Source organism: Oculatella sp. LEGE 06141 (assembly GCF_015207605.1).
In the GTDB taxonomy this organism is placed as follows: domain Bacteria; phylum Cyanobacteriota; class Cyanobacteriia; order Elainellales; family Elainellaceae; genus Oculatella.
Genome location: NZ_JADEWO010000036.1, coordinates 56867 through 78786, shown reverse-complemented (window position 1 = coordinate 78786; position 21920 = coordinate 56867). Strand labels below are relative to the sequence as shown.

General features: G+C 52.0%; 20 protein-coding genes. 11 read left to right on the top strand and 9 right to left on the bottom strand.

The genetic code is table 11. The features are described from left to right. Positions 1-20: 20 nt before the first annotated feature. Positions 21-263: a hypothetical protein gene (locus IQ268_RS21465; protein WP_193883535.1), complete on the bottom strand. Its 243-nt coding sequence runs from the start codon at positions 261-263 to the stop codon at positions 21-23. Between the two features lie 110 nt (positions 264-373). Between IQ268_RS21465 and IQ268_RS21460 the strand changes: the two genes are divergently transcribed. Further along, positions 374-811, top strand: coding sequence for an Hsp20/alpha crystallin family protein (locus IQ268_RS21460; RefSeq protein WP_193883532.1), 438 nt, complete (start codon positions 374-376; stop codon positions 809-811). Positions 812-993: 182 nt separating this feature from the next. Here the strand turns inward: IQ268_RS21460 and IQ268_RS21455 are convergent, their stop codons facing one another. After that, positions 994-1311 carry a DUF3155 domain-containing protein gene (locus IQ268_RS21455; RefSeq protein WP_193883530.1) on the bottom strand — a complete coding sequence of 106 codons (318 nt, stop codon included), beginning with the start codon at positions 1309-1311 and terminating at the stop codon, positions 994-996. Positions 1312-1649: 338 nt separating this feature from the next. On the opposite strand from IQ268_RS21455, the gene IQ268_RS21450 reads away from it, so the two are divergent. After that, positions 1650-3059, top strand: coding sequence for a GAF domain-containing sensor histidine kinase (locus tag IQ268_RS21450; protein WP_228035602.1), 1410 nt, complete (start codon positions 1650-1652; stop codon positions 3057-3059). A 176-nt stretch (positions 3060-3235) separates the two neighbouring features. Here IQ268_RS21450 and IQ268_RS21445 read toward each other — a convergent pair whose 3' ends face one another. Then, positions 3236-4876 carry a CTP synthase gene (locus tag IQ268_RS21445; protein ID WP_193883526.1) on the bottom strand — a complete coding sequence of 547 codons (1641 nt, stop codon included), beginning with the start codon at positions 4874-4876 and terminating at the stop codon, positions 3236-3238. Between the two features lie 259 nt (positions 4877-5135). Between IQ268_RS21445 and IQ268_RS21440 the strand changes: the two genes are divergently transcribed. Together IQ268_RS21440 and IQ268_RS21435 are read left to right on the top strand one after the other, a co-directional pair. Further along, positions 5136-6254: a mechanosensitive ion channel family protein gene (locus IQ268_RS21440; protein WP_193883524.1), complete on the top strand. Its 1119-nt coding sequence runs from the start codon at positions 5136-5138 to the stop codon at positions 6252-6254. Beyond that, positions 6254-8026, top strand: coding sequence for an N-acetylmuramoyl-L-alanine amidase (locus tag IQ268_RS21435; RefSeq protein WP_193883522.1), 1773 nt, complete (start codon positions 6254-6256; stop codon positions 8024-8026). Before IQ268_RS21440 ends, IQ268_RS21435 begins: the two co-directional genes overlap by 1 nt. 105 nt (positions 8027-8131) lie before the next feature. Here the strand turns inward: IQ268_RS21435 and IQ268_RS21430 are convergent, their stop codons facing one another. Then, positions 8132-9850 carry a general stress protein gene (locus IQ268_RS21430; RefSeq protein ID WP_193883520.1) on the bottom strand — a complete coding sequence of 573 codons (1719 nt, stop codon included), beginning with the start codon at positions 9848-9850 and terminating at the stop codon, positions 8132-8134. Between the two features lie 699 nt (positions 9851-10549). Between IQ268_RS21430 and IQ268_RS21425 the strand changes: the two genes are divergently transcribed. Together IQ268_RS21425 and IQ268_RS21420 are read left to right on the top strand one after the other, a co-directional pair. Further along, entirely contained in the window at positions 10550-10837 is a 288-nt protein-coding gene (locus IQ268_RS21425) for an NfeD family protein (protein ID WP_193883518.1), read from the top strand. 191 nt (positions 10838-11028) lie between these two features. Beyond that, on the top strand, positions 11029-12267 hold the full coding sequence (locus IQ268_RS21420) for a VWA domain-containing protein (protein ID WP_193883516.1): 1239 nt from the start codon (positions 11029-11031) through the stop codon (positions 12265-12267). A gap of 29 nt (positions 12268-12296) precedes the next feature. Here IQ268_RS21420 and IQ268_RS21415 read toward each other — a convergent pair whose 3' ends face one another. The 4 genes from IQ268_RS21415 to IQ268_RS21400 form a co-directional block, all read right to left on the bottom strand. After that, on the bottom strand, positions 12297-12557 hold the full coding sequence (locus IQ268_RS21415) for a hypothetical protein (RefSeq protein WP_193883514.1): 261 nt from the start codon (positions 12555-12557) through the stop codon (positions 12297-12299). Between the two features lie 526 nt (positions 12558-13083). After that, on the bottom strand, positions 13084-13293 hold the full coding sequence (locus IQ268_RS21410) for a hypothetical protein (RefSeq protein WP_193883512.1): 210 nt from the start codon (positions 13291-13293) through the stop codon (positions 13084-13086). A 244-nt stretch (positions 13294-13537) separates the two neighbouring features. After that, positions 13538-13738: a hypothetical protein gene (locus tag IQ268_RS21405; protein ID WP_193883510.1), complete on the bottom strand. Its 201-nt coding sequence runs from the start codon at positions 13736-13738 to the stop codon at positions 13538-13540. A gap of 160 nt (positions 13739-13898) precedes the next feature. Then, positions 13899-14087: a hypothetical protein gene (locus IQ268_RS21400; RefSeq protein WP_193883509.1), complete on the bottom strand. Its 189-nt coding sequence runs from the start codon at positions 14085-14087 to the stop codon at positions 13899-13901. Here IQ268_RS21400 and IQ268_RS21395 point away from each other — a divergent pair. Beyond that, positions 14086-14430 carry an antibiotic biosynthesis monooxygenase gene (locus IQ268_RS21395; protein WP_193883508.1) on the top strand — a complete coding sequence of 115 codons (345 nt, stop codon included), beginning with the start codon at positions 14086-14088 and terminating at the stop codon, positions 14428-14430. The genes IQ268_RS21400 and IQ268_RS21395 overlap by 2 nt on opposite strands. On the opposite strand, the gene IQ268_RS21390 is transcribed toward IQ268_RS21395, so the two are convergent. After that, positions 14423-15118: a phosphoribosyltransferase gene (locus tag IQ268_RS21390; RefSeq protein ID WP_193883543.1), complete on the bottom strand. Its 696-nt coding sequence runs from the start codon at positions 15116-15118 to the stop codon at positions 14423-14425. The two genes, IQ268_RS21395 and IQ268_RS21390, sit on opposite strands and share 8 nt — an antisense overlap. A 541-nt stretch (positions 15119-15659) precedes the next feature. Here IQ268_RS21390 and IQ268_RS21385 point away from each other — a divergent pair. The 4 genes from IQ268_RS21385 (at position 15660) to pfkB (ending at position 21871) form a co-directional block, all read left to right on the top strand. After that, positions 15660-16163 carry a Spy/CpxP family protein refolding chaperone gene (locus IQ268_RS21385; protein ID WP_193883507.1) on the top strand — a complete coding sequence of 168 codons (504 nt, stop codon included), beginning with the start codon at positions 15660-15662 and terminating at the stop codon, positions 16161-16163. A gap of 308 nt (positions 16164-16471) precedes the next feature. Next, the gene (locus IQ268_RS21380; protein WP_193883506.1) at positions 16472-18031 is read left to right on the top strand and encodes a dolichyl-phosphate-mannose--protein mannosyltransferase; all 1560 of its coding nucleotides are present in this window, start codon (positions 16472-16474) and stop codon (positions 18029-18031) included. 415 nt (positions 18032-18446) lie between these two features. Beyond that, complete coding sequence (ptsP, locus tag IQ268_RS21375; protein ID WP_193883505.1) at positions 18447-20903, top strand: phosphoenolpyruvate--protein phosphotransferase; 2457 nt, start codon at positions 18447-18449, stop codon at positions 20901-20903. Continuing rightward, entirely contained in the window at positions 20900-21871 is a 972-nt protein-coding gene (gene pfkB / locus IQ268_RS21370) for a 1-phosphofructokinase (protein ID WP_193883504.1), read from the top strand. The genes ptsP and pfkB overlap by 4 nt, the downstream gene beginning before the upstream one ends. Positions 21872-21920: the final 49 nt, after the last annotated feature.

The following is a 21920-nucleotide window of genomic DNA, read 5'->3' as shown; positions in this document are numbered from 1 at the left end:
CGGTGGGGCAGCACGGGATGTTAAGGCAGGGGGGGACTTACAGCCATTTTCATTTGCATTCCCCACATCCCACACCCCACACCCCACTTGGCGAGACTGTGGCTGACTTGATTGAGAACTGCTGTAATCTTCACCCTGCTTGATCTTGGCCGCAAGCCTCTTGCTTCATCGTTGGGAGGCTGTACGGGTTGCTCTCCTGCCATTACCCTGGCAGCCGAACCAATGGTGATTGAGGTGCGGGAATTGCGGTTTTGCAGTGCCATAACAACCGAACATCCTTGTCTTTTTGTCTCGGTACAGTAGAAACATGACACGACAGGGTTCAATCCCTACAACCCCTGAGAGACGTTAAGAGAACTTGGAGAATAAGGTTATGACACTGGTTCATTGGACACCGTTTCAGGAGATTGAAAACTTACAGCGCGAAATGAATCAACTTTTGACTGCACTAAACCCGGAGACTTCTCGCTTCGATAGAACGATGTTTGTGCCTGCGGCTGAACTTCGCGAAACGCCAGATGCAATCCATCTCAGAGTCGAGATTCCTGGTATGGATGCCACCGATCTGGATGTTCAAGTGATGGCGGAGGCCGTTTCAATTAAGGGCGATCGCAAGTCTCAAACGGCGACGGAAGAAAAGGGTGTACTCCGCTCTGAGTTCCGCTATGGTTCGTTCCGTCGAGTAATTCCCCTTCCGGCCAGAGTCCAAAATGACAAGGTCGAGGCAGAGTACAAAGATGGAATTTTAAGCCTGAATTTACCCAAGGTTGAGGCTGAAAAAAATAAGGTCGTTAAGGTCAATATTGGCTAACGACACGGGCTAGAGTGCTTGGGAGATACTGATGCGCCCCTCGTTGGGGGCGCATTGAACGAAACGACAAAACATCAAAGCGGGGTCAAATTTTGACCCCGCTTTTTTAGATGATTGAAACTTTACGAACAATGAATCAAAATGCTGTGAAAGAGAGACCTACGCTATCACAACATCCAAACTCATCGACTGTGAGTAACCACGGGTAAAATCTCAGGTTCATCTTCTGGTACCCTCAAACTGGGAAACAGAAAATGATTTTCCTCAACATATTGAGCGCCAAAAAGCCCTTTTTCTGCCCAGAAGTATCGATCAGTGGTGTGCTCGTTCCGTTTGACCAATAACAACGCTGGAGGCAAGATGCCTTCAGATTGAATGAACTTCCGAGCGGCTGTAACAGGTTTCTCTTCGCCACTCTCTATGCTGTACTGAGGCACCATTTCTAAGATCCTGCGCCCCTCCTGACGACGACGGCTTTTCCGCTTGCGTCTCCTTGCCAACCTCCTTACCTCCTCTCAAAGCTCGATATTGTGTAATCCTAGTTACAAAATACTGAAACCGTGCAAAGTATATCGACTTAAAATAGGAATTTCAACTGCCTTTAAATTATTGATACAAATTGTTGATGTTAGGTTCAAATTGGCGTGTCCTATGGTTTTAAGAGGTTCGGCGGTGGCGTTTAGGCCGTTTTTTGGGGGATTCATGTCAACAAACCTATAATTTTTAGTAGTGCAAGCCGGGTGGCGATCGGTTTTTTCGTAAGATTGATCGGCGATCGTTCCGTAAACCGCAACTGCTCAGCCTCTAGCTCCTAATCCTGAAAACCTGTGCGATGCTAATGCCTGCCAGTTCTGAATTTGTTGCTCTATGCCAGTCGCAGATTGCTTTACTCACACAAGGCTTGGGAGCATGTTTTAGCGTAATTTATTTAACAGAAGAATTTAAGGAATCGCCAAATCCAACTCTGGTGCCGATCGCAGCCTATCCTGAATCGATTGAAGAGTGGGAGGAAGACCGGATACTGGCGCTGCTGTATACCGGGATGCGCCAGGGAAGCATGGGGCTGCGGTTGCTGGGGGCAGACTCGGCTCAGGAGGCAAAGGAGGATTTGCCAGCGCGGCTCTCGGCATCGAAGGCTCAATCTGCTCTGCCACCACCCGTTGAAACGGCGTTGTTACGCCAGCAGCAAATTGTTTTACCCCTGATACATGAAGGGGTTGTGATGGGGCTGTTGGTGACGGCGCGATCGGATCGAGCGTGGAACGAGTTGGAACAGGCGCAGATTGAGCGCATTGCTCGAACTCTGGCGATCGCCTGTGTGCTGGATCAGCGGGGGCAGTGGCTAGCGCAAGATTTACAGCATCAGCGGATGCTGCAAGCACAACAGCACGATATTTTGGACGATTTGTTGCACCAGTTTCGTAACCCGCTGACGGCCATTCGTACGTTTGGCAAGTTGCTGCTGCGGCGCATTCGCCCCGATGAAGCGAACCGCAATTCGGTGGAAGGAATTGTGCGAGAGAGCGATCGCCTGCAAGAACTGTTGCAAGAATTTGACGTAGCAATTGATTTAGGTGAAGCCGACCTGTTGCCCTATGAGTCTGATACGGCTGAGATGGTGGATTGGGATGCAACAGCATCTAGAGAGTCTACGGCTGCTACGGTTGCCAATTCGCCGCCGCTGTTGCCTGGCGCTCGATTTTTGCTAGGGGCACGCTTGCAGCTTGAACCTCACAATATTATTGATGTATTGCAACCGTTGTTAGACTCGGCAGCGGCGATCGCACAAGAACGGCAGTTGGTGCTGCAAACCCTGTTACCCTCGGCGTTGCCCCCGGTTTGTATTGATCTGAAGGCGACACGGGAGGTGCTGAGTAATCTGATTGATAATGCGCTGAAATATACCCCTGCCCACGGCCAGGTTTATGTTGTCGTCGTGCCTGCACCCGCGACCGTACCGGAACTGCGTCAGGCGATTGTTGTTGCCGACACGGGGCCAGGCATTCCGTTGCAGGATTTAGCCCATCTGTTTGAGCGACACTATCGCGGGGTGCAGGCTGCAACAGATATTCCCGGTAGCGGCTTGGGACTGGCGATCGCGCGTGAATTAGTGACTCAAATGGATGGCGATATTCAAATCTTCAGCCCGGCTCAGGACAGTTATCTGATTCAAGACCTATATCAAAATTCAGATCCACAGACGCATCCTGGAACAGCGGTTGTGGTATGGCTGCCTCAAGCTACCTGAAACGGGTTGAACCACCGGAAGGATAGGAGGAGATGGCAACGGCAGTTGAGAGCGGCTACAGCCTCTTACCCGTCAAGCTGTTGGCTATCCCTTCCTGCCCCCTGACGGCCAGTAGAGACACAGATTAATTAGAGACACAGATTCATTGCGCTTCTACCGGAGATGGCGATCGCAGATTAATCAATACTGAGTGACGGTTCGGGAACGCGATCGTTGGATTGAGTGTTGGCGATCGTGGCCTGCACTAGCCCTACAAATAGCGGATGAGGCTGGCGTGGACGAGACTGGAACTCTGGATGAAACTGGCTGGCGATAAAGAAGGGGTGTTTGGGCAATTCAATCATTTCTACCAGGCGACCGTCTGGCGAGGTACCGCTAACCACATATCCCGATTCCAGAAACAGATTGCGGTACGCATTGTTAAACTCGTAACGGTGCCGATGCCGCTCGTAGACCACTTCTTGTTGATAGAGCCGCTCGGCTAACGTGTTTGGCAAAATTCGGCAGGCATACAGCCCCAGCCGCATCGTGCCACCCAGGTCAATGATGTCCTGCTGTTCGGGCAGGAGGTTGATCACTGGATTGTTGGTTTCTGTATCAAACTCAGCACTGTTGGCATTTTGCAGATGGGCAACGTTACGCGCCCATTCAATCACTGAGCATTGCATCCCCAGGCACAACCCTAAAAAGGGAATTTGCTGTTCGCGAGCGTACTGAACGGCTGTGATTTTGCCATCAATGCCGCGCGTGCCAAAGCCGCCCGGTACAATGATGCCGTTAACGCCCATTAAGTAGCGATCGACCGTTTCTGGCGTAATTTCTTCCGAGTTGATCCAGCGGATGTTGAGATCGCCACCCATCTCCAGAGCCGCATGACGCAAGGCTTCTACAACAGACAAATAAGCATCACTTAACCGCACGTACTTGCCCACGATCGCCACTTCAATCGGGTGCTTGGGATTGTAGAGCCGTTCGACCAGGGTTTTCCAGCTTTCCAAATCGGGTGGACGCTGGGGCAACTGCAACAGGTCAAGAGCCTGATGCGCTAAGCCTTCTTGCTCTAGCGTTAGCGGCACTTCGTAAATGCTGCTAGCGTCGCGAGCGGTGATGACGCACTCGACCGGAACGTCACAAAACTCTGAAAGTTTATCTTTCATGCCGGGATTCAGTGGGCGATCGCACCGACACACCAGAATATCGGGCTGAATACCGATCGATCGCAGTTCCTTAACGGAATGCTGGGTTGGCTTTGTTTTCATCTCGCCCGCTGACGGAATCCACGGCAGGAGCGTCACATGCATGTAAATGACGTTCTTGCGCCCCACATCTTTGCGGAACTGACGAATGGCTTCTAAAAAGGGCAAGGATTCAATGTCCCCCACCGTACCGCCAATCTCAGTAATCACCACATCTGGATTGGTGTCGTTGGCGACGCGCAAAATCCGTTCTTTGATTTCGTTGGTAATGTGGGGAATCACCTGAACGGTGCCCCCCATGTAGTCACCCCGGCGCTCTTTGTTGAGAACTGCCTGATAAATGGAACCCGTCGTGACGCTGTTGAGTCGAGACATGGAGGTATCGGTAAACCGCTCGTAGTGCCCTAAATCCAGGTCGGTTTCAGCACCATCTCGGGTTACAAATACCTCTCCATGTTGAAACGGACTCATCGTACCCGGATCAACATTGATATAGGGATCAAGCTTGAGAATCGAGACGGAGTAATCTCGCGATTTAAGCAGCCGACCGAGGCTCGCTGCAACGATTCCTTTGCCGATGCTAGAAACAACCCCACCTGTTACAAATACAAACTTAGTCATAGTAGCGATCGCCGATTCAGCGTCCAGAGCTTGGCAGTTTTTAACCCATTCATTGTGCCATAGGCACTGAAAAACGCCCGGTGGTTGTGAGCAATTTTAAGGGAATCCGCAGAAGGCAACCCAGGCAGGAACCCCCCACTGAAGATTGACGGTGATGACTGTGACTTCTTACCATAAGCAGGGTGGTTGCCCGGTTTAACCCATGCCTGACGGTTAATTTAGTGGCGATCGACCGCCGAATGATGTGATACGAAAGGGAATGATGCAACGAATTCTGCAAGCAGAGTTTTTACAAAATCAAGTTAGCGAATATCTCATTGCATTAGCAATTATTTTTGGCGGTATTATTGTCGTCGCGCTGCTTGATCAGTTGATTGTAAATCGTTTGCGAAAGTGGGCAAAACGCACCAGCAATACATTTGATGATCGGTTCATAGAATTACAGGAGCGATCGCTAATTCCACTCCTCTATTTGGGGATCGTTTACATTAGCATTAACAACCTGGTCTTACACCCCATCCTGGCTCAAGCCAAAGATGTCATTATTTTAATTCTCGCCACTTTTCTGGCTGTTCGTTTAGTCATTTCAGTGGTTGAATATTCGATAAAAATTTACTGGTTAGCACGTCGGCAGTACAGTTCTGGTCTGGAACAAAGCCTGAATGCGTTGATCCCAGCGATCAATGTCATTGTTTGGGCGTTGGGGTTTGTGTTCCTGCTGGATAATCTGGGGTTCGATATTTCTGCTGTAGTGGCTGGCCTTGGCATTGGGGGTGTTGCTGTTGCCCTTGCGTCCCAGGGGTTGTTGCAAGATCTGTTTAGCTACTTTGCCATTTTGCTCGATCGCCCCTTTGAATTAGGCGATTTTATTGTGCTGGATGACTTCAAAGGAGCCGTTGAACATATCGGCATCAAAACCACGCGATTAAGGAGCATTGGCGGAGAAGAATTGATTTTGTCCAACTCAGATTTAGTGGGTACTAGAATCAGAAACTTCAAGCGCATGCAGCGTCGTCGAATTCTGTTTAAGCTTGGCGTTACCTATGAAGTTGGAGTAACCAAACTGCAAGAAATTCCTCATATTATTAAGGCCGTGATTGAACAAACTGAGAATGTAGTGTTCGATCGCGCCCACTTTTTGGAATACGGCGAATTCAGTCTCAATTTTGAAGTGGTGTATTATGTCAATTCTAGTGATTACACCATTTATATGGATGCCCAGCAGCACATTAATTTGGAACTGAAGCGTGAATTTGAACAGCGCGGTATTGAATTTGCTTACCCCACCCAGGTGACCTACTTGAATAGCGCCAACGACGATGCTAAAGCCGCTCTAACGCGCGAGCTATCGGTTGATACAGGGGATGGAAGACATTGATGAAGTCAGATTTGCGGTGGGTGATTGGTGGGTTCGGCCTTGGTATGGCTAGCGCCCTGAATACAACGATCGCCAGAGCCGAACAGCCTTTATCGGTGGTGTATCCTCCGGACAACCACGAAACGATTGCCACGCAAATTTTCCTGATCGGCACAGCAGATCCAAACGGTGAGGTCACGGTCAACGGTGAGGCGATCGATCGTAGTCCGGCGGGTCATTTTGCCCCCAGCGTTCCGCTACAACTGGGAGAAAACCGCTTCACGCTGCGCCACGGCAGTGAGGAACTGACGCTCACGGTGCGTCGCATCTCCGGTGAGCCACCAGCTCCAGTGGGTGCTGCGTTTGGCGAAGGATCACTCATTCCCTCGGTTGATATCGCTCGGTTGCCCAACGAGCCGATCTGTTTTGGAGCGATCGCCCCTCCAAATGCAGAGGTGTCTGTTGCGCTTGCAGATCAGATCATTCCCCTGTTGCCACAGCCGGATGGGGTAGCGCTGCCGCCCAACTCAGCCGTGCTGACGGCACAAAATCAGCCGCAGGCCGTTTCTGCCGCCCAAACCTACCAGGGTTGCGCGGCTTTTCCTACGGTTGGCACGCTGGGACAACCGCAATTTCAGCTTCAGGTGGGTGGGGAAAGGGTCAGGCAGTCGGCGAGTGCGATCGAGATTCTCTCCCCTACTCAGGCACCAGTGGTTGAAGTATCTGCCGCTTCTGGGACGGCTCGCTCTGGCCCCAGTACAGATTATTCTCGGTTAACCCCCTTACCCAGGGGCACCAGAGCCGCTGTTACCGGGCGCGAGGGCGAGTGGTTGCGGTTGGATTACGGTGCCTGGATTCGCGCCTCAGAAACGCAGGTTGTACCGAATGCCGTACCGCCGCGATCGCTCATTCGCAGTGTCCGGGCACAGCAAACCGATGGCTGGACGGATATCGTTTTTCCGCTCCAGGTGCCCGTACCCGTCAGCGTTCAACAGGGCGATCGCCGCTTTACCCTGACGCTACACAACACCACCGCGCAAACCGACACCATTTTTCTGAGCGATGATCCGATCATTCAACGGTTAGATTGGCAGCAGATTGCTCCAGAGCAGGTACAGTACACCTTCAATCTCCACTCTGAGCAGCAGTGGGGGTACAAACTGCGATACGAGGGCACAAGTCTGATACTGTCGCTCCGGCATCCGCCTGCCCTCACCCGTCGTTCGTCGCTGGCTGGCATCCGTATCTTGCTCGATCCAGGACATGGCAGTTCAGAGGATTTGGGCGCAAGAGGGCCAACGGGTGTGCCTGAAAAAGATGTGACGCTAATCGTTTCAAAGCTATTGCGCGATCGCCTGCTAGAACGGGGTGCAACAGTCTACATGACTCGCGAAGGCGATGACGACCTTTATCCCCAGGATCGGGTAGACCAGATAGAGCGGCTAGAACCCACTCTGGCGTTGAGCCTGCACTACAATGCGTTACCCGATCAGGGTGATGCCGTCAACACGGCTGGAATCGGTACCTTCTGGTACAATGCCCAATCCCATAGTTTGGCAATGTTCTTGCATAATTATTTAGTAGAAACGCTCGATCGCCCTACCTATGGCGTGTTTTGGAATAACCTGGCGCTGACTCGACCCACCGTTGCCCCTGCTGTCCTGCTGGAACTCGGCTTTATGATTAACCCAGTGGAGTTTGAGTGGATTGTTGACCCCCAGGCACAAGAGCGTCTGGCCGATGCGCTGGCCGATGGCATCGTTGAGTGGGTAGAGCAAACCCAACCCCAATAGACGATCGAGGCTACAAAAAATCCTTCCGACACAGGGCGCTAACGCGACGCGATCGGAAGGATAGATTGCAAGGGACGCTAAACCTTCGTTTATCAGGTCAGGGCGTTATACGCTGTAAACCCCCCAGTCTTGAATGCCAGACTGGTTAAGCGCAGAGGTGGCCTTCAGCGCTTCGTCGCCTGTGCCTCTGACCATTACCAGGCAGCCATCGTGGGCAAGGCGATCGCGATAGATTCTGGCCTGTACCTGGGGAATGCCCAACCTGCCCAGCGTTTCAACAAAATCAGTCGGAAAAATACCTACTTTCTTGTCGGCAAAGGCATCGCTAAAGGCTCCTGCCTCCGATCCCATCACCAAAATCGGCCCTACGCCAGGTGCATCAAACCGATTAGACCCTACCAAAAAGCCGGTATATCGACCCATTGCACTCACGGGACTGTCACCTTGTGAGGCGCTACCCATCGCCGACTCAGTTAAGTTGGGCGAGTTCTCATGGTCACGCACAATGATAGACACTTTGTGCATCGGAAAGCCAGATTGCCGCAACGCCTCTAACGCCCGCTCCATTGCGTACTGGTTGGGAAAAACACCGATCGATCGCTTCTCGGAACGCTGTAGCGGCACGCTACCTGCCATGCCAGTTGACGGTACAGTGTCAACCCTACCCGGCTCAACAGAGGGATGAATGCCGCCTCGATACTCGTCGGGTTGGGCGCTCATGGGACGATCGACGCGATCGTACTCCTCAGGATATCGCCTTACATCGTCTCGGCTAACGTACTGTCCTTCATTAACAACTGTGCGATCGACGACCCGATCTGCCTCGCGGTAATCGGTGTGATACGAGTCGTTAACAACAGGGTTGACGGGGTTCACTGGGGTAACTGGAGTCACATAGCCCACATTATTAGCAGCACTGGGTGGAATGCGATCGTCAATGCGGTAATGGTCGCGCTCATCGTGGTCAAGCTGACGATCGCTTGGGTGAACCGGAGCAACACCGGGGTGGCCAATATCGCCTCGCACTGGATGGCTCTCGACCCGCTCGACTTCACGGTAGTTGCCGTCTAACGGTCTGCTGCTTTCGAGGGGGGTAACGTACTCCATATGATCGGTCACCTGCTGCACCGGACGATCGACCTGTCGATCGCTGCGGTAGTCTTCGCCAATGGGGCGATCGGGTGTGGCAACGGGTACAGAGGCCACAGACGGCTCGTTCCGCCCTATCCCTGGATGGGAAGCAACTGGCCTGCCTACAGCAGCCTTTGTAGCGAGACGGTCGTGGGTATCATATACACCCCAATCGCCCACACCATGACGGTTCAAAATTTCCTCGGCTCGCTGCAATCCCCGATCAGTGCCTCGCAGCATGACAAGATATTCGCCTTTGTTGACACGATCGCTGTACGCCTTAGCACGATTGCGTGGAACGCCTAAACCAATCAGCGCCCCTACCAATCCGCCCGCTGCGGCTCCAACAGCACCACCTGCCACAATCGACACCAAAACTGCTGCCGCTTCACCCAGCACCACAGCAGGTGCCACACCGGGGATCGTCAAAGCACCGATTCCAACAAGTGCCCCAACTAAACTGCCAAAAACCCCACCCGTAAAGGCACCCTTCTTGGCTCCGGCTTGAGCACTGTTCCCTTCGGAATCTTGAACCTGTATGCCTGCGATCGCGCCCTCTTCAGAACCATCGCGAGTAATGACTGTGATATCGTGCACCGAAAAGCCTGCATCTCTGAGGGCCTGGAGTGCAGAAGCGGTTGCAGGCCGGTTAGGAAAAATACCAATAGCACGCTTATGCTTATCCGAAGACATGAAAAGTCTCTCCTTATACGGGAATTAACACGGTACACAAACGCTTGAATCTCGTCGTAATACCAAAAATTGTTTTTATAGTTCTGTTTATATCCAGGTCGCTGTAGAAATTCATCGCTCTAGAGATGTAAACCGAAGGATAAACAATGTTGCAAACTCATCTCTACGGTTTGCGGAAAGTGAACTAGGCACGTTGTAGTAGACCCAAACCCCATTGAGGAAAAGGGCATCTACCCAGCTCATATCACCCAGAAAGACAAACAATTCAGCCAATTTGATCTTCTGGCCCTACTGCCCAACTCAATGATTCAATCCCACGTTAATCTTAAGTAACTGAGGACTGGAACCTTTTAAGAAGAGTGTTGTCTGAGGAATACAGGTCAATTATTTCTACCTCTCAACCTCTACTCTTTTTTCTCTGTCTTCATGACGCTACGCCTTTCATTCACCTCCTTTTACCCAACATTTTCGAGTCCAAGGACGCTTGATTATTCAGACGGTTTCAACTTTTCTTTAGAAAATAATCAACCGATCAAGCTTCCTCAAACTAATTGCAATACAGATTTATTTCTGGTCAAGAAAATATTGCTTGGTTCTGGCTTTTATCTAGTTTGTGCATGGTTGAGATAAGCCTGACTGATGCGATCGCCTGCATCTTTTTCTTAACCCGATTCAGATAAATAATTGGAGACTGCTGCCATGAAGATTGATTTACTGAACAAAGTAAAAACATTCGTTGCTAAAGAATTTCATCATTCCACCTCAACCTTTCGCCACCCATCTGATTTGGATAGTGAAGCGGTGGTTGACCAGTTGATTCAACCTGGAAAACCAGGACGGGTCAAGTTTCAAGCCTCTTGGTGGCCTGCTCGCTGTGATGATGGTGTTACGCTTGCGCCCAACACGATCGTTCATGTGGTGGGTCGGCAAAACATCACGCTGTTGGTGCGTCCCATCGCACTTGGCATGACCTCAGCCAAAGCATAAGCACGGGATGGAGGACACTGCTGCTCCGGTGCTCCATCCTGCTTCTCAACGGCCTGGTTGCCGTAATTCTACTGGCGCAAGACAAACTCAGCCCAGCGCAAAATAGTATTGCTGTTCTTGCCGATCCATAATGGCAGTGTGGCACAGTGGATGCATGAGTGCCTCTCTGCTATTACCCAGGAGTTTGCTGTATGAGAGTTGGTTTGCAAGCCGCACTGAACGACGCTAATTTAGATGCTACCCAACCGAACAGCCAGCGACAGCTTGCCGTTTCGCTATCAGCGATCCCCAACTCTACAGGACGCACCGCCCCACTAAACCTTTGCCTGATTTTGGATCACAGCGGTTCAATGTCGGGACGACCACTAGAAACGGTGAAACAGGCCGCTTACCGCATCATCGACAGCCTTTCACCTGGCGATCGCCTCTCGATTGTGGTGTTTGATCACAAAGCCAAGACGCTGATTCCAAATCAAATCATTGAAGATCCCGCCAGGATCAAGGTGGAACTGAACAAACTTCGAGCCAGCGGCGGCACAGCAATTGATGAAGGGATGCGCCTGGGTGTTGAGGAATTGGCAAAAGGCCGAAAAGACACGATCTCTCAGGCGTTTCTGCTGACCGATGGCGAAAACGAACATGGAGACAACGATCGCTGCTTGAAGCTGGCGCAACTCGCGGCAGACTACAACTTAACCCTGAGTACGCTGGGGTTTGGCGACAACTGGAACCAGGACATTTTAGAAAAAATTGCCGATGCGGGTGGCGGCACGCTGGCCTACATTCAAAACCCAGAAGAAGCGCTCAGCGAGTTTAGCCGTTTGTTTAGCCGGGTGCAGTCTGTTGGGCTAACCAACGCTTATCTGCTGCTGTCCCTCATGTCCAACATCCGTTTGGCCGAGCTAAAGCCGATCGCTCAGGTGGTTCCTGACACCATCGAGCTACCCGTAATGCAGGAAGCCGGACAGTACATTGTTCGCCTGGGCGATTTGATGATCGACGCGCCCCGCATCGTTCTGGTTAATTTATATGCTGGGCAACTGCCAGAAGGGCGACACACCCTGGCTCATCTGCAAGTGCGATATGACGATCCGCTGCAAGGGGCAGAAAATCTTTTTTCTGAAAAGATTCCCGTGGAGGCCACCGCACTGGGAACGTTTCAGTCGGTGCTGAATCCTCAGGTGCAGCAACATGTGCTGGCTCTGGCAAAATATCGGCAAACTCAAATTGCCGAAGTTAAACTTCAGCAGGGCGATCGTGCTGGTGCAGCGACGATGCTACAGTCGGCAGCCAAAACAGCGCTACAAATGGGCGACCAGGGAGCGGCAACGGTCTTGCAGAGCAGCGCCACTCGGTTGCAGGAGGGGGGAGAGTTATCAGAAGCCGATCGCAAGAAAACGAGAATTGCCTCCAAGACCGTTCTGCAATAGACGTTTAACATCTAGATCGACGCAACAGGCTAGCGCAACGCCTCGGCGGGAAGAACAGTATCCGTGATCTGGCTAATTTGTTCGGTCAGGTCGTTTACCCGTTGTTCCAGATCGTTGACCTGCTGTTGCAGGGCTTCAACGTTGGGCGATCGAGGCGGGTGCAGGTCAAACACGTGCCGCAACGCTTTGACCACAACGGCAGTTTTGTCTTTGCCCGTGGCCTTGGCTTCAGATTCGATCGCTCGAATAATATCGTCTGGCAATCTAAACGCTACTAATTTACTAGCCATTGTTAACGGTGGTTTGATAGATGCTGGAGCGGTGAACAACAGTAGCAATTGCTACTTTGGGAACGGACGAATGAAACCGGAGTCGAAGCGATCGCTGCATGGGTAAGACAGAACAGAGCTAAAATTATAAACGGTTCGTCTGGAAGAGATACGATTCTTCTGGGGGAATGTCATATCTAGAAATCCACACCCTGAGTTGATCTCAGCAGATGGCACGATTAGATTTAGTTTGACGCACCTGTCTTGATTGAGCCTCTAACGGACAGCGAACTAACTCTGGCGGGAACTCAATCAACACGCAATCAACACGCACCCGATCTGGAACAGACGAGTATGATTCCCTACCTTTATTCGATTCAGCGTCAAAATTATGTCTTCCGGAACGAAACAGCATCATCTAGCAACAGATCAATCAACCCTGAAAATATGACCTGGGAGCCTTTTGCCTGATGCGCCCTCTTAATGCTGCACCGATCCGAATGTTATCTATCCCTCTTTTATCCCTCTTCTATCGCTCTCTTTGATATCAACGTTGCAACAACCATAGTGTTCCCGGAGTTTGCTGAAACCCCGCAGGCTCCGCCTCCATTAACCGCTTCAGGAGTCGTGCCTCCAGAACGTTTTTAGCGTTCAGGCAGGAACCCTGGCGGGCACCCATTCTCTGCTGAAGGTGACAGAAGAGAGCGATCGCCTCTGCAATGGATACAAAAAAATTGGTAGAAATGCGTAAATGCACGGCATTTCTACCAACCTAACAAGTGGATAAAGATTTTACCTAACCCCTTTGAGGGAATAAACGGCGAGAATCGCTGCAATTAGCCTCAAGCAAATTAATTAAATGGTGATTCTGAGTCTGAAACAATACATTTTAAGAACAGAATGAACAGCGATAGAGATGCGACCCTGATGCTCTTGCCAGAACGTCAAACTAACGTTTGTTACATGAACGTGGCGTTAGCTTGAAAGACTTTGCCGAACGGCTAATTCACATCCAAAAAGTCAGAGGTCAACGTTGCGTCCGTTGTGTTGCGAACCACCTCTGCCCAGTCAGCCCAAATTTCACCAATTAGAGCCAGCTCTTCTGTAGTGATGCTCGCTGCAACTTCCATTGCACGTTGGGGTTCTACTCCTGCTTTAACTAACTGCTCTTCGTAAGATTGCTTTAACATTTCAATCGTCATAGAGCGGACTCCTATCATCAAACGGTTGGGGGTTAATGAACTTATAACGAAGCCGAGTCTGCAAAATCAGGATAAACAACAGGGAATAGGAATAAAACAGAGAAACCAGCGTCCCTCTGAACCAATAAGAATTTGTACTCTTCTCCTGTAGTCTGATGACTTACATTACAAGTTCCTCTCCTTCCGCGATCTCTACCGGGGGGTAGAGAGCCAGCAAGATTATTAAGAAACTTGAAGGTAATGCCGTCAAGATTTGCTGCAAGCGCTGCTGATGCAGGCACAATGCCAAATAATGGGGGATTAGTGCATCCACCCGATCTTTATAGACTTCAACAGGGAGAGTATCCATGTCGGATTTTCAGGACTTTCTTAAACGTCAGTTTACTCATGTGGCGATCGGCGAATTTAAGGTGGGCAAATTTGCTGAAGCCCGAGAACTCTACCAGGAAGCGATCGCGACCTATTCCAACGGCTTTAAGGGAGCGTATCTGCTGCAAGAACCGGGTACCGATCGGGGCATTTCGGTGATTTTCTGGGAAAGCGTCGAAGACATGACCGAAAACCAGAACGAAGCCTATCAAGCCATTATGAAAAAGATGCTGCCGCTGTTTGCCCAAACGCCAATAACAGCGCTGTATGAAGTAGTGTGCGCGATCGAGCCATCCCCAGACGCATCCAGGGACATCAATTAGCCGACGTTACCGCCTGTTTGTGGTCGGCTCGTTTAAGCAATATCCGAACCTCATCATCCGTGGTTTGGGTAAAGTCTTTGTACCAAAGGCTGATGGATTGCAGAGATTGTGGCATGGCGCAGCAAACGACTTCATCCACCTCCTGCTGCAAGTCTGCACAGGTGGAGGGTGGCGCAACCGGCACGGCAACTACAATTTTGGCGGGGTGTTGCTGTCTAAGAACAGCGATCGCGGCTCGCAAGGTTGAGCCTGTGGCAATGCCATCGTCCACCAGAATTAGCGTGCGATCGACGACATCCAGAGCGGGGCGGTAGCTGCCGAGGTGCTTCAACTCTGCACTGCCACGATAGGCTTGCTCTCGCCGTTGCAGCTCTTGCTGTTCGTCTACCGCGACTGCACGAATGGCTTTTTTCGAGATGTTCAGAGACTGCACAATTTCGGTATTGAGTACCATCACGCCGCCCGTGGCGATCGCGCCCATTGCCAGTTCAGGCTGATCCGGAACTCCTAACTTGCGAACCAGGCAGAGATCGAGTGGCGCATTCAGGGCTTTGGCGACCTCGTAGGCTACAGGAATGCCGCCACGAGGCAACCCCAACACCAGAACATCTGAACGGTTCGCATACGCGCTTAACCGTTTTGCCAACTGTTGTCCAGCGTCAGTGCGGTTACGAAATTGATTGGTCATATAGTTGCCTCCTTTGCTTGGGGCATACCCGACCTGCTCTGGGTGCGATCGCTTGTTTTGCTGAAGAAGTGCGTCTTCAGCGAGATCGGTTTTTATCAAACGTGATGCAAGCCATGATGGTTTCTGGGTTCAGATCGTGCTTGTCCTATTCACACGACAGCAACCGAATGACCAGAACTAAATGAGGGAATGACCTTCAAGCTGTACGAATTTAAGCTGTACGAATTTGATTCAGTATTGCTGTTACAGACGTATCAAAACCCAAAATGCTGATGAAAGTGAGTCAAGTTGATTCGTCGAATGTTCCATCCAATTAGATGGTACCAAACCCTCATAAAAATGACGGGGAACGGTCAGTAAGATACGCAATTAGTTATAGTTTGGGCTTTTGAGTCCATCGTTTTGGTTGGAGTGACGAAAACAAGAGAGAAAACGCTCAACCCTTGTGCCAAACCGTACAGATCGCCACTTTTATCGACATTCTATGAAACATTCGCACTCAAATTAGTTTCATATAAGACAGTCCATTAGGAGTCATGACATGAAGCTGAACTTTAAACCACTCCTTGCTGGAGGAGCGATCGCCCTGATCCTGGGATTTGCATCGGTCGTTCGGGCGCAAACGCCATCCTCCCCTGCGCCCTCTGCTCCCGTACCAAATACCTCTGCCCCCACCCGTCAGGGCTTTCCTATGTTGCCCCCACAACTGATTGAGCAGTTGAACTTGTCGCCCGATCAGCAAACTCAACTGACTCAAATCCGTGACCAGACCCGCACCCAGCTCGAAAGCATTGTGAGTCCAGAACAGCGGCAACAGTTTCTTGGTACGCTGCGCGAAAATGGACAATGGCGAGAGGCGATCGCGGCGATGAACCTTTCCGAAGACCAAAAAACTCAGCTCGATACCGTGCTGCGCTCGGCTCGCGACGAAGCCTCGGCTGTGTTAACCGAAGAGCAACGCCAACAGGTTGGTGAATTCATTCGCACTCGCGTTCAGGAAGGCCGCCGCAGCGGACGGATGGGACGCGATCAAGTGCCCCAATAGCGACACCTGATGATACTAAAGTTGGCGAACCGACCCTGAGCACAGGCGATCGTGCCCTGAACGGTGCCCGGATCGTCAATCATCGTTAACCATAGAAACCTGAGAAGGGGTAGCATCTGCAATGCTGCCCCTTTTGCGTTGGCCAGCGTTAATGAGTAAAAACACGGACGAGTCTATTTTTGCAACATTCAACTGTGGCGCTCATGCGATTGTCTCGCAGACAGTTAGGGTGCAAAATCGACAAGTCATTGTTAGCGCAAATTGTTGACTTACCCGTTCCATATCGTCTCTAAGCTCTGCCTAGTTGTATGACCGCCTATTCAAAATATCCTCAATGGTCGCTTCCCTGGTTTGGTATTGGCATGGTTGGGGTATTTTTGCTCTCCGTTGCCTTACGGTTTTGGGGACTCAGCCGATTTAATACGCTGGTGTTTGACGAGGTTTATTACGCTAAGTTTGCCAGCCATTTTCTGAAGGGAGAACTGTTATTTGGAGGGCATCCTCCGCTCAGCACCTACATCATTGCTATCGGCATTTGGCTGGGCGATCGCATTCCCCTGGGCGATCACAGTCTCAGAAATGGGCTATCCGGCTTGTTCATTTCAACCTGGAGCTATCGCTGGCTGAATGCCTTAACGGGAGCATTCATTCCGCTGGTGGTCGGAGCGATCGCCTATCAAATTAGCAATCGCCGCACGTTTGCGTTTTTGGCGGCCTTGTTTACTGCAACTGATGGGCTGCTGCTGGTGGAATCGCGTTATGCCTTAAACAACGTCTACTTGATCTTGTTTGGGCTGTTGGGGCAGTGGTTGCTGCTGCTGGCGTTGCGAGTGCGATCGCGGCAGCGATGGTGGCGTTTGGCGCTGTCTGGCGTTTGTTTTGGTGCTGCGGTCGCCATCAAATGGAACGGACTGTGGTTTTTGTTGGGCGCTTATTTTGTCTGGATAGCGGCCTGGTTCATTCGAATCGCCTGGAAAATTCGTTTGCGGGGCGGGTTGAAACCTGGCTCTTCGCCAAACGGTGTTTCGTCTCGCAATGGAGGCAGCCACCGAGAAGGGGCAGAATCGATAGCTGAATTGCGGCACACACCACTGAAGCACCTGACTCAGCTCGATGTTGGACACATGGCGCTTAACTTTGCCCTGATTCCATTTTTGACCTATCGCCTTAGCTGGATTCCGTATATGCGGCTCGACCCAACTACCAGCTTTTGGCAATGGCAGGGACGAATTTTGGATTACCACGAGCGGGTGGGCGGCATGGATGCCCATCCCTACTGTTCTACCTGGCATACATGGATGTGGATGGTGCGACCCGTGGCTTATTTTTACAAGACATCGCATGGTTCAGCGGAACCTGTTTCGGTGGTTGGCCCTCCGTTGCCCCAGTCTACCGAGTCGATCGTATACGACGTACATGCCATGGGAAACCCGTTACTGTGGTGGTTTGCTACAGCGGCTATTTTTCTGCTGATTAGTCTGCTGGTGCAATGGGGCGGGGAATGGTTGGTTCAACCGCCATCGAGTAGACCTGCTGCCACGCTCAGCACCTTTCCCAGTTTGGGAACCTATAGCTGGGTTGCACTATACCTGGTACTGAACTGGTTGGCTAATGTGCTGCCCTGGGTAGAAGTGACTCGCTGCACGTTTATTTATCACTACATGGGAGCCTCCATCTTTTCGTTTATGGCGATCGCGCTATTGGTCGATCGTTGGCTTACCGTGCCCGATCGCTGGCATCGTATGGCAGGGCTGACGATCATCTTTGCTGTTTTGCTGGCACTGGTTTTCTGGATGCCCCTATATTTGGGGTTGCCTATCTCACCCGAAGGGCTGAGCGCTCGACTGTGGTTCCGCTCATGGGTGTAGGTCTGGCCTTCGACTCAGGATTTCTTAACATCCAAACGTCACCCCATTCACGATAATGGGGAAATAGAAGAACCACGGCTCGCAGGTTGGTGAACCTGTTTTAGCTGCGTCACTTTGTCATGTTGGTTCTAAGTCATGTTGGTTCTAACGGCTGCTGGCGATCGCCAGATGATTGACCGTTCACGCTAAGCATTAGTGTGGGCTGCTGTTGTGGGTTCTATCAACCCATCCGCTGCTCCATAGCCCTTCCGGTTTCAATTCTCCTTTCACAGCCAGCGATTCAGAGCACCATTGTTCTGACTGTTTGTTGTGCCTAACCATCGCACTTATGACGTATGAAACGGTCTAATTTCTCCCTGGATGCGCTCCAGCAGCAAAGGCACTTTTTAAGCGATTTCCCGGTGGAGGCCAAACCATGATCCATCTGGGAAAAGACCACATTAAACTTCAGGCCAACGTGACCACCAAGGCCGATGCCATTCGGCAAGCTGGTCTGCTGCTAGTGAACAGCGGCAACATGCAGTCGGGATATGTTGACAGCATGATGGAGCGGGAAGCCGTTTCCAATACCTACCTGGGGAACGGCATTGCCATTCCGCACGGGTTGCCCAAAGACCGGGAGTTGATTGTACAAACGGGAATTTCGGTGACCCAAATTCCTGACGGAGTGGAATGGAATCCGGGGGAACAGGTGTATCTGGTGGTGGGGATTGCTGCCAAGTCGGATGAGCATTTGGAAGTGTTGAGCAATCTCACTAGCGTGCTGGATGATGAAGCCACCATTCAACGGCTGGCTCAAACCACGAATCCCCAGGACATCATCGACTGTTTGACGCGATCGCCCCAACCTGCCCAAACTGGCGATAGTCCGTCTGATTTTGCCAACTACGTTGACCTCGCGATTCAGGGAGGGGCAGGGCTTCACGCTCGCCCTGCCACCGTGTTTGTCAACATCGCTAAATCGTTTGCATCAGACATTCGTGTGCGGCATGGCAACGCGGTTGCCAACGGCAAAAGCCTGGTTTCACTGCTAAAACTGGGGGTTGAACGGGGCAACTCGATCCGCATCATGGCGCAAGGAACGGATGCAGATCAGGCGTTGCAGGCTCTAAAAACGGCTGTAGAGCAGGGGTTGGATGAGGACGACGAGAACCAGGAGGGCAGTGCTTCCCCGATGGTTCCGGCCACCCCCGAATTTGAGGGGCAGGCGATTCGAGGCGTAGCGGCCTCTCCGGGGCTGGCGATCGGCTCGGTGTATCGGTTTCGTCGAGCCGAGATTCAAGTCACGCAAACGGCTGACCATCCAGCCGCAGAAGAGGCACAGTTGAAACAGGCGATCGCCACCGCGCAAACTCAGTTAAAAGATGTATACAGCGATGTTAAGGAACGGGCTGGTGCAGGCAAAGCGGCCATTTTTCAGGTTCATGCCGAGTTCTTAGACGACTCGGACATGCTGAACGAGGCGATCGCCTACATCCAGCAGGGCTATAGTGCGGGTTGGGCATGGCAGCAAACGGTGAAAGAGCGAGCCGCAGCGCTAGAGACGTTAAACGATCCGCTGTTGGCGGGTCGAGCTGCCGATGTCAGGGATGTGGGGCGGCGGGTGCTGCGCTTGCTGTCTGGCACGGCAAATGAAGAGCCGAGCCTGCCCACCTATCCGGTGATTGTGCTGGCGGAGGATCTAACGCCATCGGATACAGCAGGGCTTGACCCGGCAATGGTATTGGGCATTTGCACCGCATCGGGTGGCCCCACTTCCCACACGGCAATTATTGCCCGTTCCCTGGATTTACCAGCGGTGGTGGCGGCAGGGCAAGCTGTACTGGATGTGCAGGATGGCACCGAGAGCATTTTGGATGGCGATCGCGGTATTCTTTACCCCGCGCCAACTGAAGCTGACCTGACCCTGGCGCGACAGGCGCAGCAAGCGCTGAAAACCGCGAGAGATGTAGAGCAGCAGGCTCGGTATCAACCCGCCATTATGACAGACGGCCACCGGATTGAAGTGGTGGCTAATATTGGCTCTGCTGTCGAAGCGGCACAGGCGATCGATGCTGGAGCCGAAGGTGTAGGGCTGTTGCGAACCGAATTTTTATTTTTGCAGCGATCGGAACCCCCCTCCGAAGCAGAACAGTTTGAGTCCTATGGCCAGATGGTTACGGCGTTGAATGGCTTACCGCTGATCGTCCGCACGCTCGACGTTGGCGGCGACAAAGACATTCCGTACCTCAATCTGCCGCCTGAGAGCAACCCGTTTTTGGGCATTCGCGGCATTCGGCTGTGTTTGGCGCAACCAGAACTGTTTAAAACGCAGCTTCGAGCCATTTTTCGCGCAGCCTCTGGGGGTGGCATCAAAATTATGTTCCCCATGATTGCCACGCTGGAGGAGTTGCGATCGGCTAAAGAGATTACAGAACAGGTACGGCAAGAGCTAAAGGCAGCACCCGTAGAGATTGGCATGATGATTGAGGTGCCGTCGGTGGTGATGATGGCCGCCGAATTTGCCCAGGAGGTTGATTTCTTCTCAATTGGCACCAATGATTTGACTCAATATGCGCTGGCAATGGATCGAATGCATCCGACTCTGGCAAAACAGGCCGATGGGCTGCATCCGGCTGTGTTGCGGATGATTGACCAAACCGTGAAAGCGGCCCGATCGGCTGGAAAATGGGTTGGTGTTTGTGGCGGCATTGCAGGTGATCCGTTAGGCGCAACCATTCTGGCCGGATTGGGCGTAGCCGAACTGAGCGTCAGCACTCCCAGCATTGCCACTGTCAAGGCAACCATTCGCCGTCTATCCTATGCCCAGGCACAATCACTGGCTCGGCGTGCCTTGGCCTGCCGCACGGCTCAAGAGGTGCGATCGCTATGACCATTCCTACAACAGTCGCTCTGACAGAGGCCAGGATTACAACGGTGACGCTCAATCCTGCGATCGACCAAACTCTGTTCATCCCCAAATTTTTGGCAGGAGAGGTGAATCGGGTCGAGCAAGAGCAGTCTGACCCGGGCGGCAAGGGCGTGAATGTGGCTTCATTCCTGGCCGACTTTGGTTACCCAATCACGGTGACTGGGTTTCTTGGCGCTGAGAACGCAGAACCGTTTCGTAAACTGTTTACCCAGAAAGAGATTCGCGATCGGTTCGTGCAGATTCCGGGCAAAACGCGAGTCAACGTCAAGATTGTGGATCAGATCCAGAATCAGGTTACGGATATCAACTTTCCGGGACAGTCCGCAACGCTTGAAGATGTCCAGGTTTTAACCCATGCGCTAACGGAACTGGCGACGCAGTGCGACTGGGTTGTGCTGTCGGGCAGTATTCCAGCCAGCGTTCCAGTTGAGATTTACCGCGACTTGGTGCTGTTACTCAAGCAGTCGGGTAAGCGAGTGGTGTTGGATGCCAGCGAAGCCGGGTTGCGGTTGGCTGTAACGGCCTCTCCTACGATCATCAAACCCAACGTGGATGAATTAAGTCACATCTTGGGTGAACGGCCTCAATCGCAAGAGGCGATCGCTACAGCCGCTCATCAGCTTATTGATCGGGGCATTGAAACGGTTGCCGTATCGATGGGGGCGCAGGGAGCCATTTTTGTAGAGGCCGATGCAGCGGTGTTAGCCATTCCGCCCTCGGTGCAGGTGAAAAGCACGGTAGGGGCTGGGGATGCCATGGTGGCGGGCATTGTCACCGCTAAAACCCGAGGCTATGCACTGGCCGACTGTGCCCGTCTAGCCACGGCCTTTTCGATGGGAGCGCTCACTCAGGTAGGCCCCCGCCTACCCCCGGTTGCGGCGATCGAATCCTTTACCCATCAAGTATCCATACGACCTATTAACCACTGATGTCAACCTGCGTTGAACGAACCCACCCTTAATTGGTTATTCCCAACCG

Bases quoted from the DNA above. Each gene is read 5' to 3' on its own strand.
- IQ268_RS21420 (WP_193883516.1), top strand. From the start codon at position 11,029: ATGAGAGTTGGTTTGCAAGCCGCACTGAACGACGCTAATTTAGATGCT.
- IQ268_RS21430 (WP_193883520.1), bottom strand. From the start codon at position 9,850: ATGTCTTCGGATAAGCATAAGCGTGCTATTGGTATTTTTCCTAACCGG.
- IQ268_RS21415 (WP_193883514.1), bottom strand. From the start codon at position 12,557: ATGGCTAGTAAATTAGTAGCGTTTAGATTGCCAGACGATATTATTCGA.
- IQ268_RS21395 (WP_193883508.1), top strand. From the start codon at position 14,086: ATGTCGGATTTTCAGGACTTTCTTAAACGTCAGTTTACTCATGTGGCG.
- IQ268_RS21435 (WP_193883522.1), top strand. From the start codon at position 6,254: ATGAAGTCAGATTTGCGGTGGGTGATTGGTGGGTTCGGCCTTGGTATG.
- IQ268_RS21390 (WP_193883543.1), bottom strand. From the start codon at position 15,118: ATGACCAATCAATTTCGTAACCGCACTGACGCTGGACAACAGTTGGCA.
- IQ268_RS21445 (WP_193883526.1), bottom strand. From the start codon at position 4,876: ATGACTAAGTTTGTATTTGTAACAGGTGGGGTTGTTTCTAGCATCGGC.
- IQ268_RS21465 (WP_193883535.1), bottom strand. From the start codon at position 263: ATGGCACTGCAAAACCGCAATTCCCGCACCTCAATCACCATTGGTTCG.
- pfkB (WP_193883504.1), top strand. From the start codon at position 20,900: ATGACCATTCCTACAACAGTCGCTCTGACAGAGGCCAGGATTACAACG.
- IQ268_RS21440 (WP_193883524.1), top strand. From the start codon at position 5,136: ATGATGCAACGAATTCTGCAAGCAGAGTTTTTACAAAATCAAGTTAGC.
- IQ268_RS21380 (WP_193883506.1), top strand. From the start codon at position 16,472: ATGACCGCCTATTCAAAATATCCTCAATGGTCGCTTCCCTGGTTTGGT.
- IQ268_RS21385 (WP_193883507.1), top strand. From the start codon at position 15,660: ATGAAGCTGAACTTTAAACCACTCCTTGCTGGAGGAGCGATCGCCCTG.
- IQ268_RS21400 (WP_193883509.1), bottom strand. From the start codon at position 14,087: ATGGATACTCTCCCTGTTGAAGTCTATAAAGATCGGGTGGATGCACTA.
- IQ268_RS21405 (WP_193883510.1), bottom strand. From the start codon at position 13,738: ATGACGATTGAAATGTTAAAGCAATCTTACGAAGAGCAGTTAGTTAAA.
- IQ268_RS21425 (WP_193883518.1), top strand. From the start codon at position 10,550: ATGAAGATTGATTTACTGAACAAAGTAAAAACATTCGTTGCTAAAGAA.
- IQ268_RS21460 (WP_193883532.1), top strand. From the start codon at position 374: ATGACACTGGTTCATTGGACACCGTTTCAGGAGATTGAAAACTTACAG.
- ptsP (WP_193883505.1), top strand. From the start codon at position 18,447: ATGATCCATCTGGGAAAAGACCACATTAAACTTCAGGCCAACGTGACC.
- IQ268_RS21450 (WP_228035602.1), top strand. From the start codon at position 1,650: ATGCCTGCCAGTTCTGAATTTGTTGCTCTATGCCAGTCGCAGATTGCT.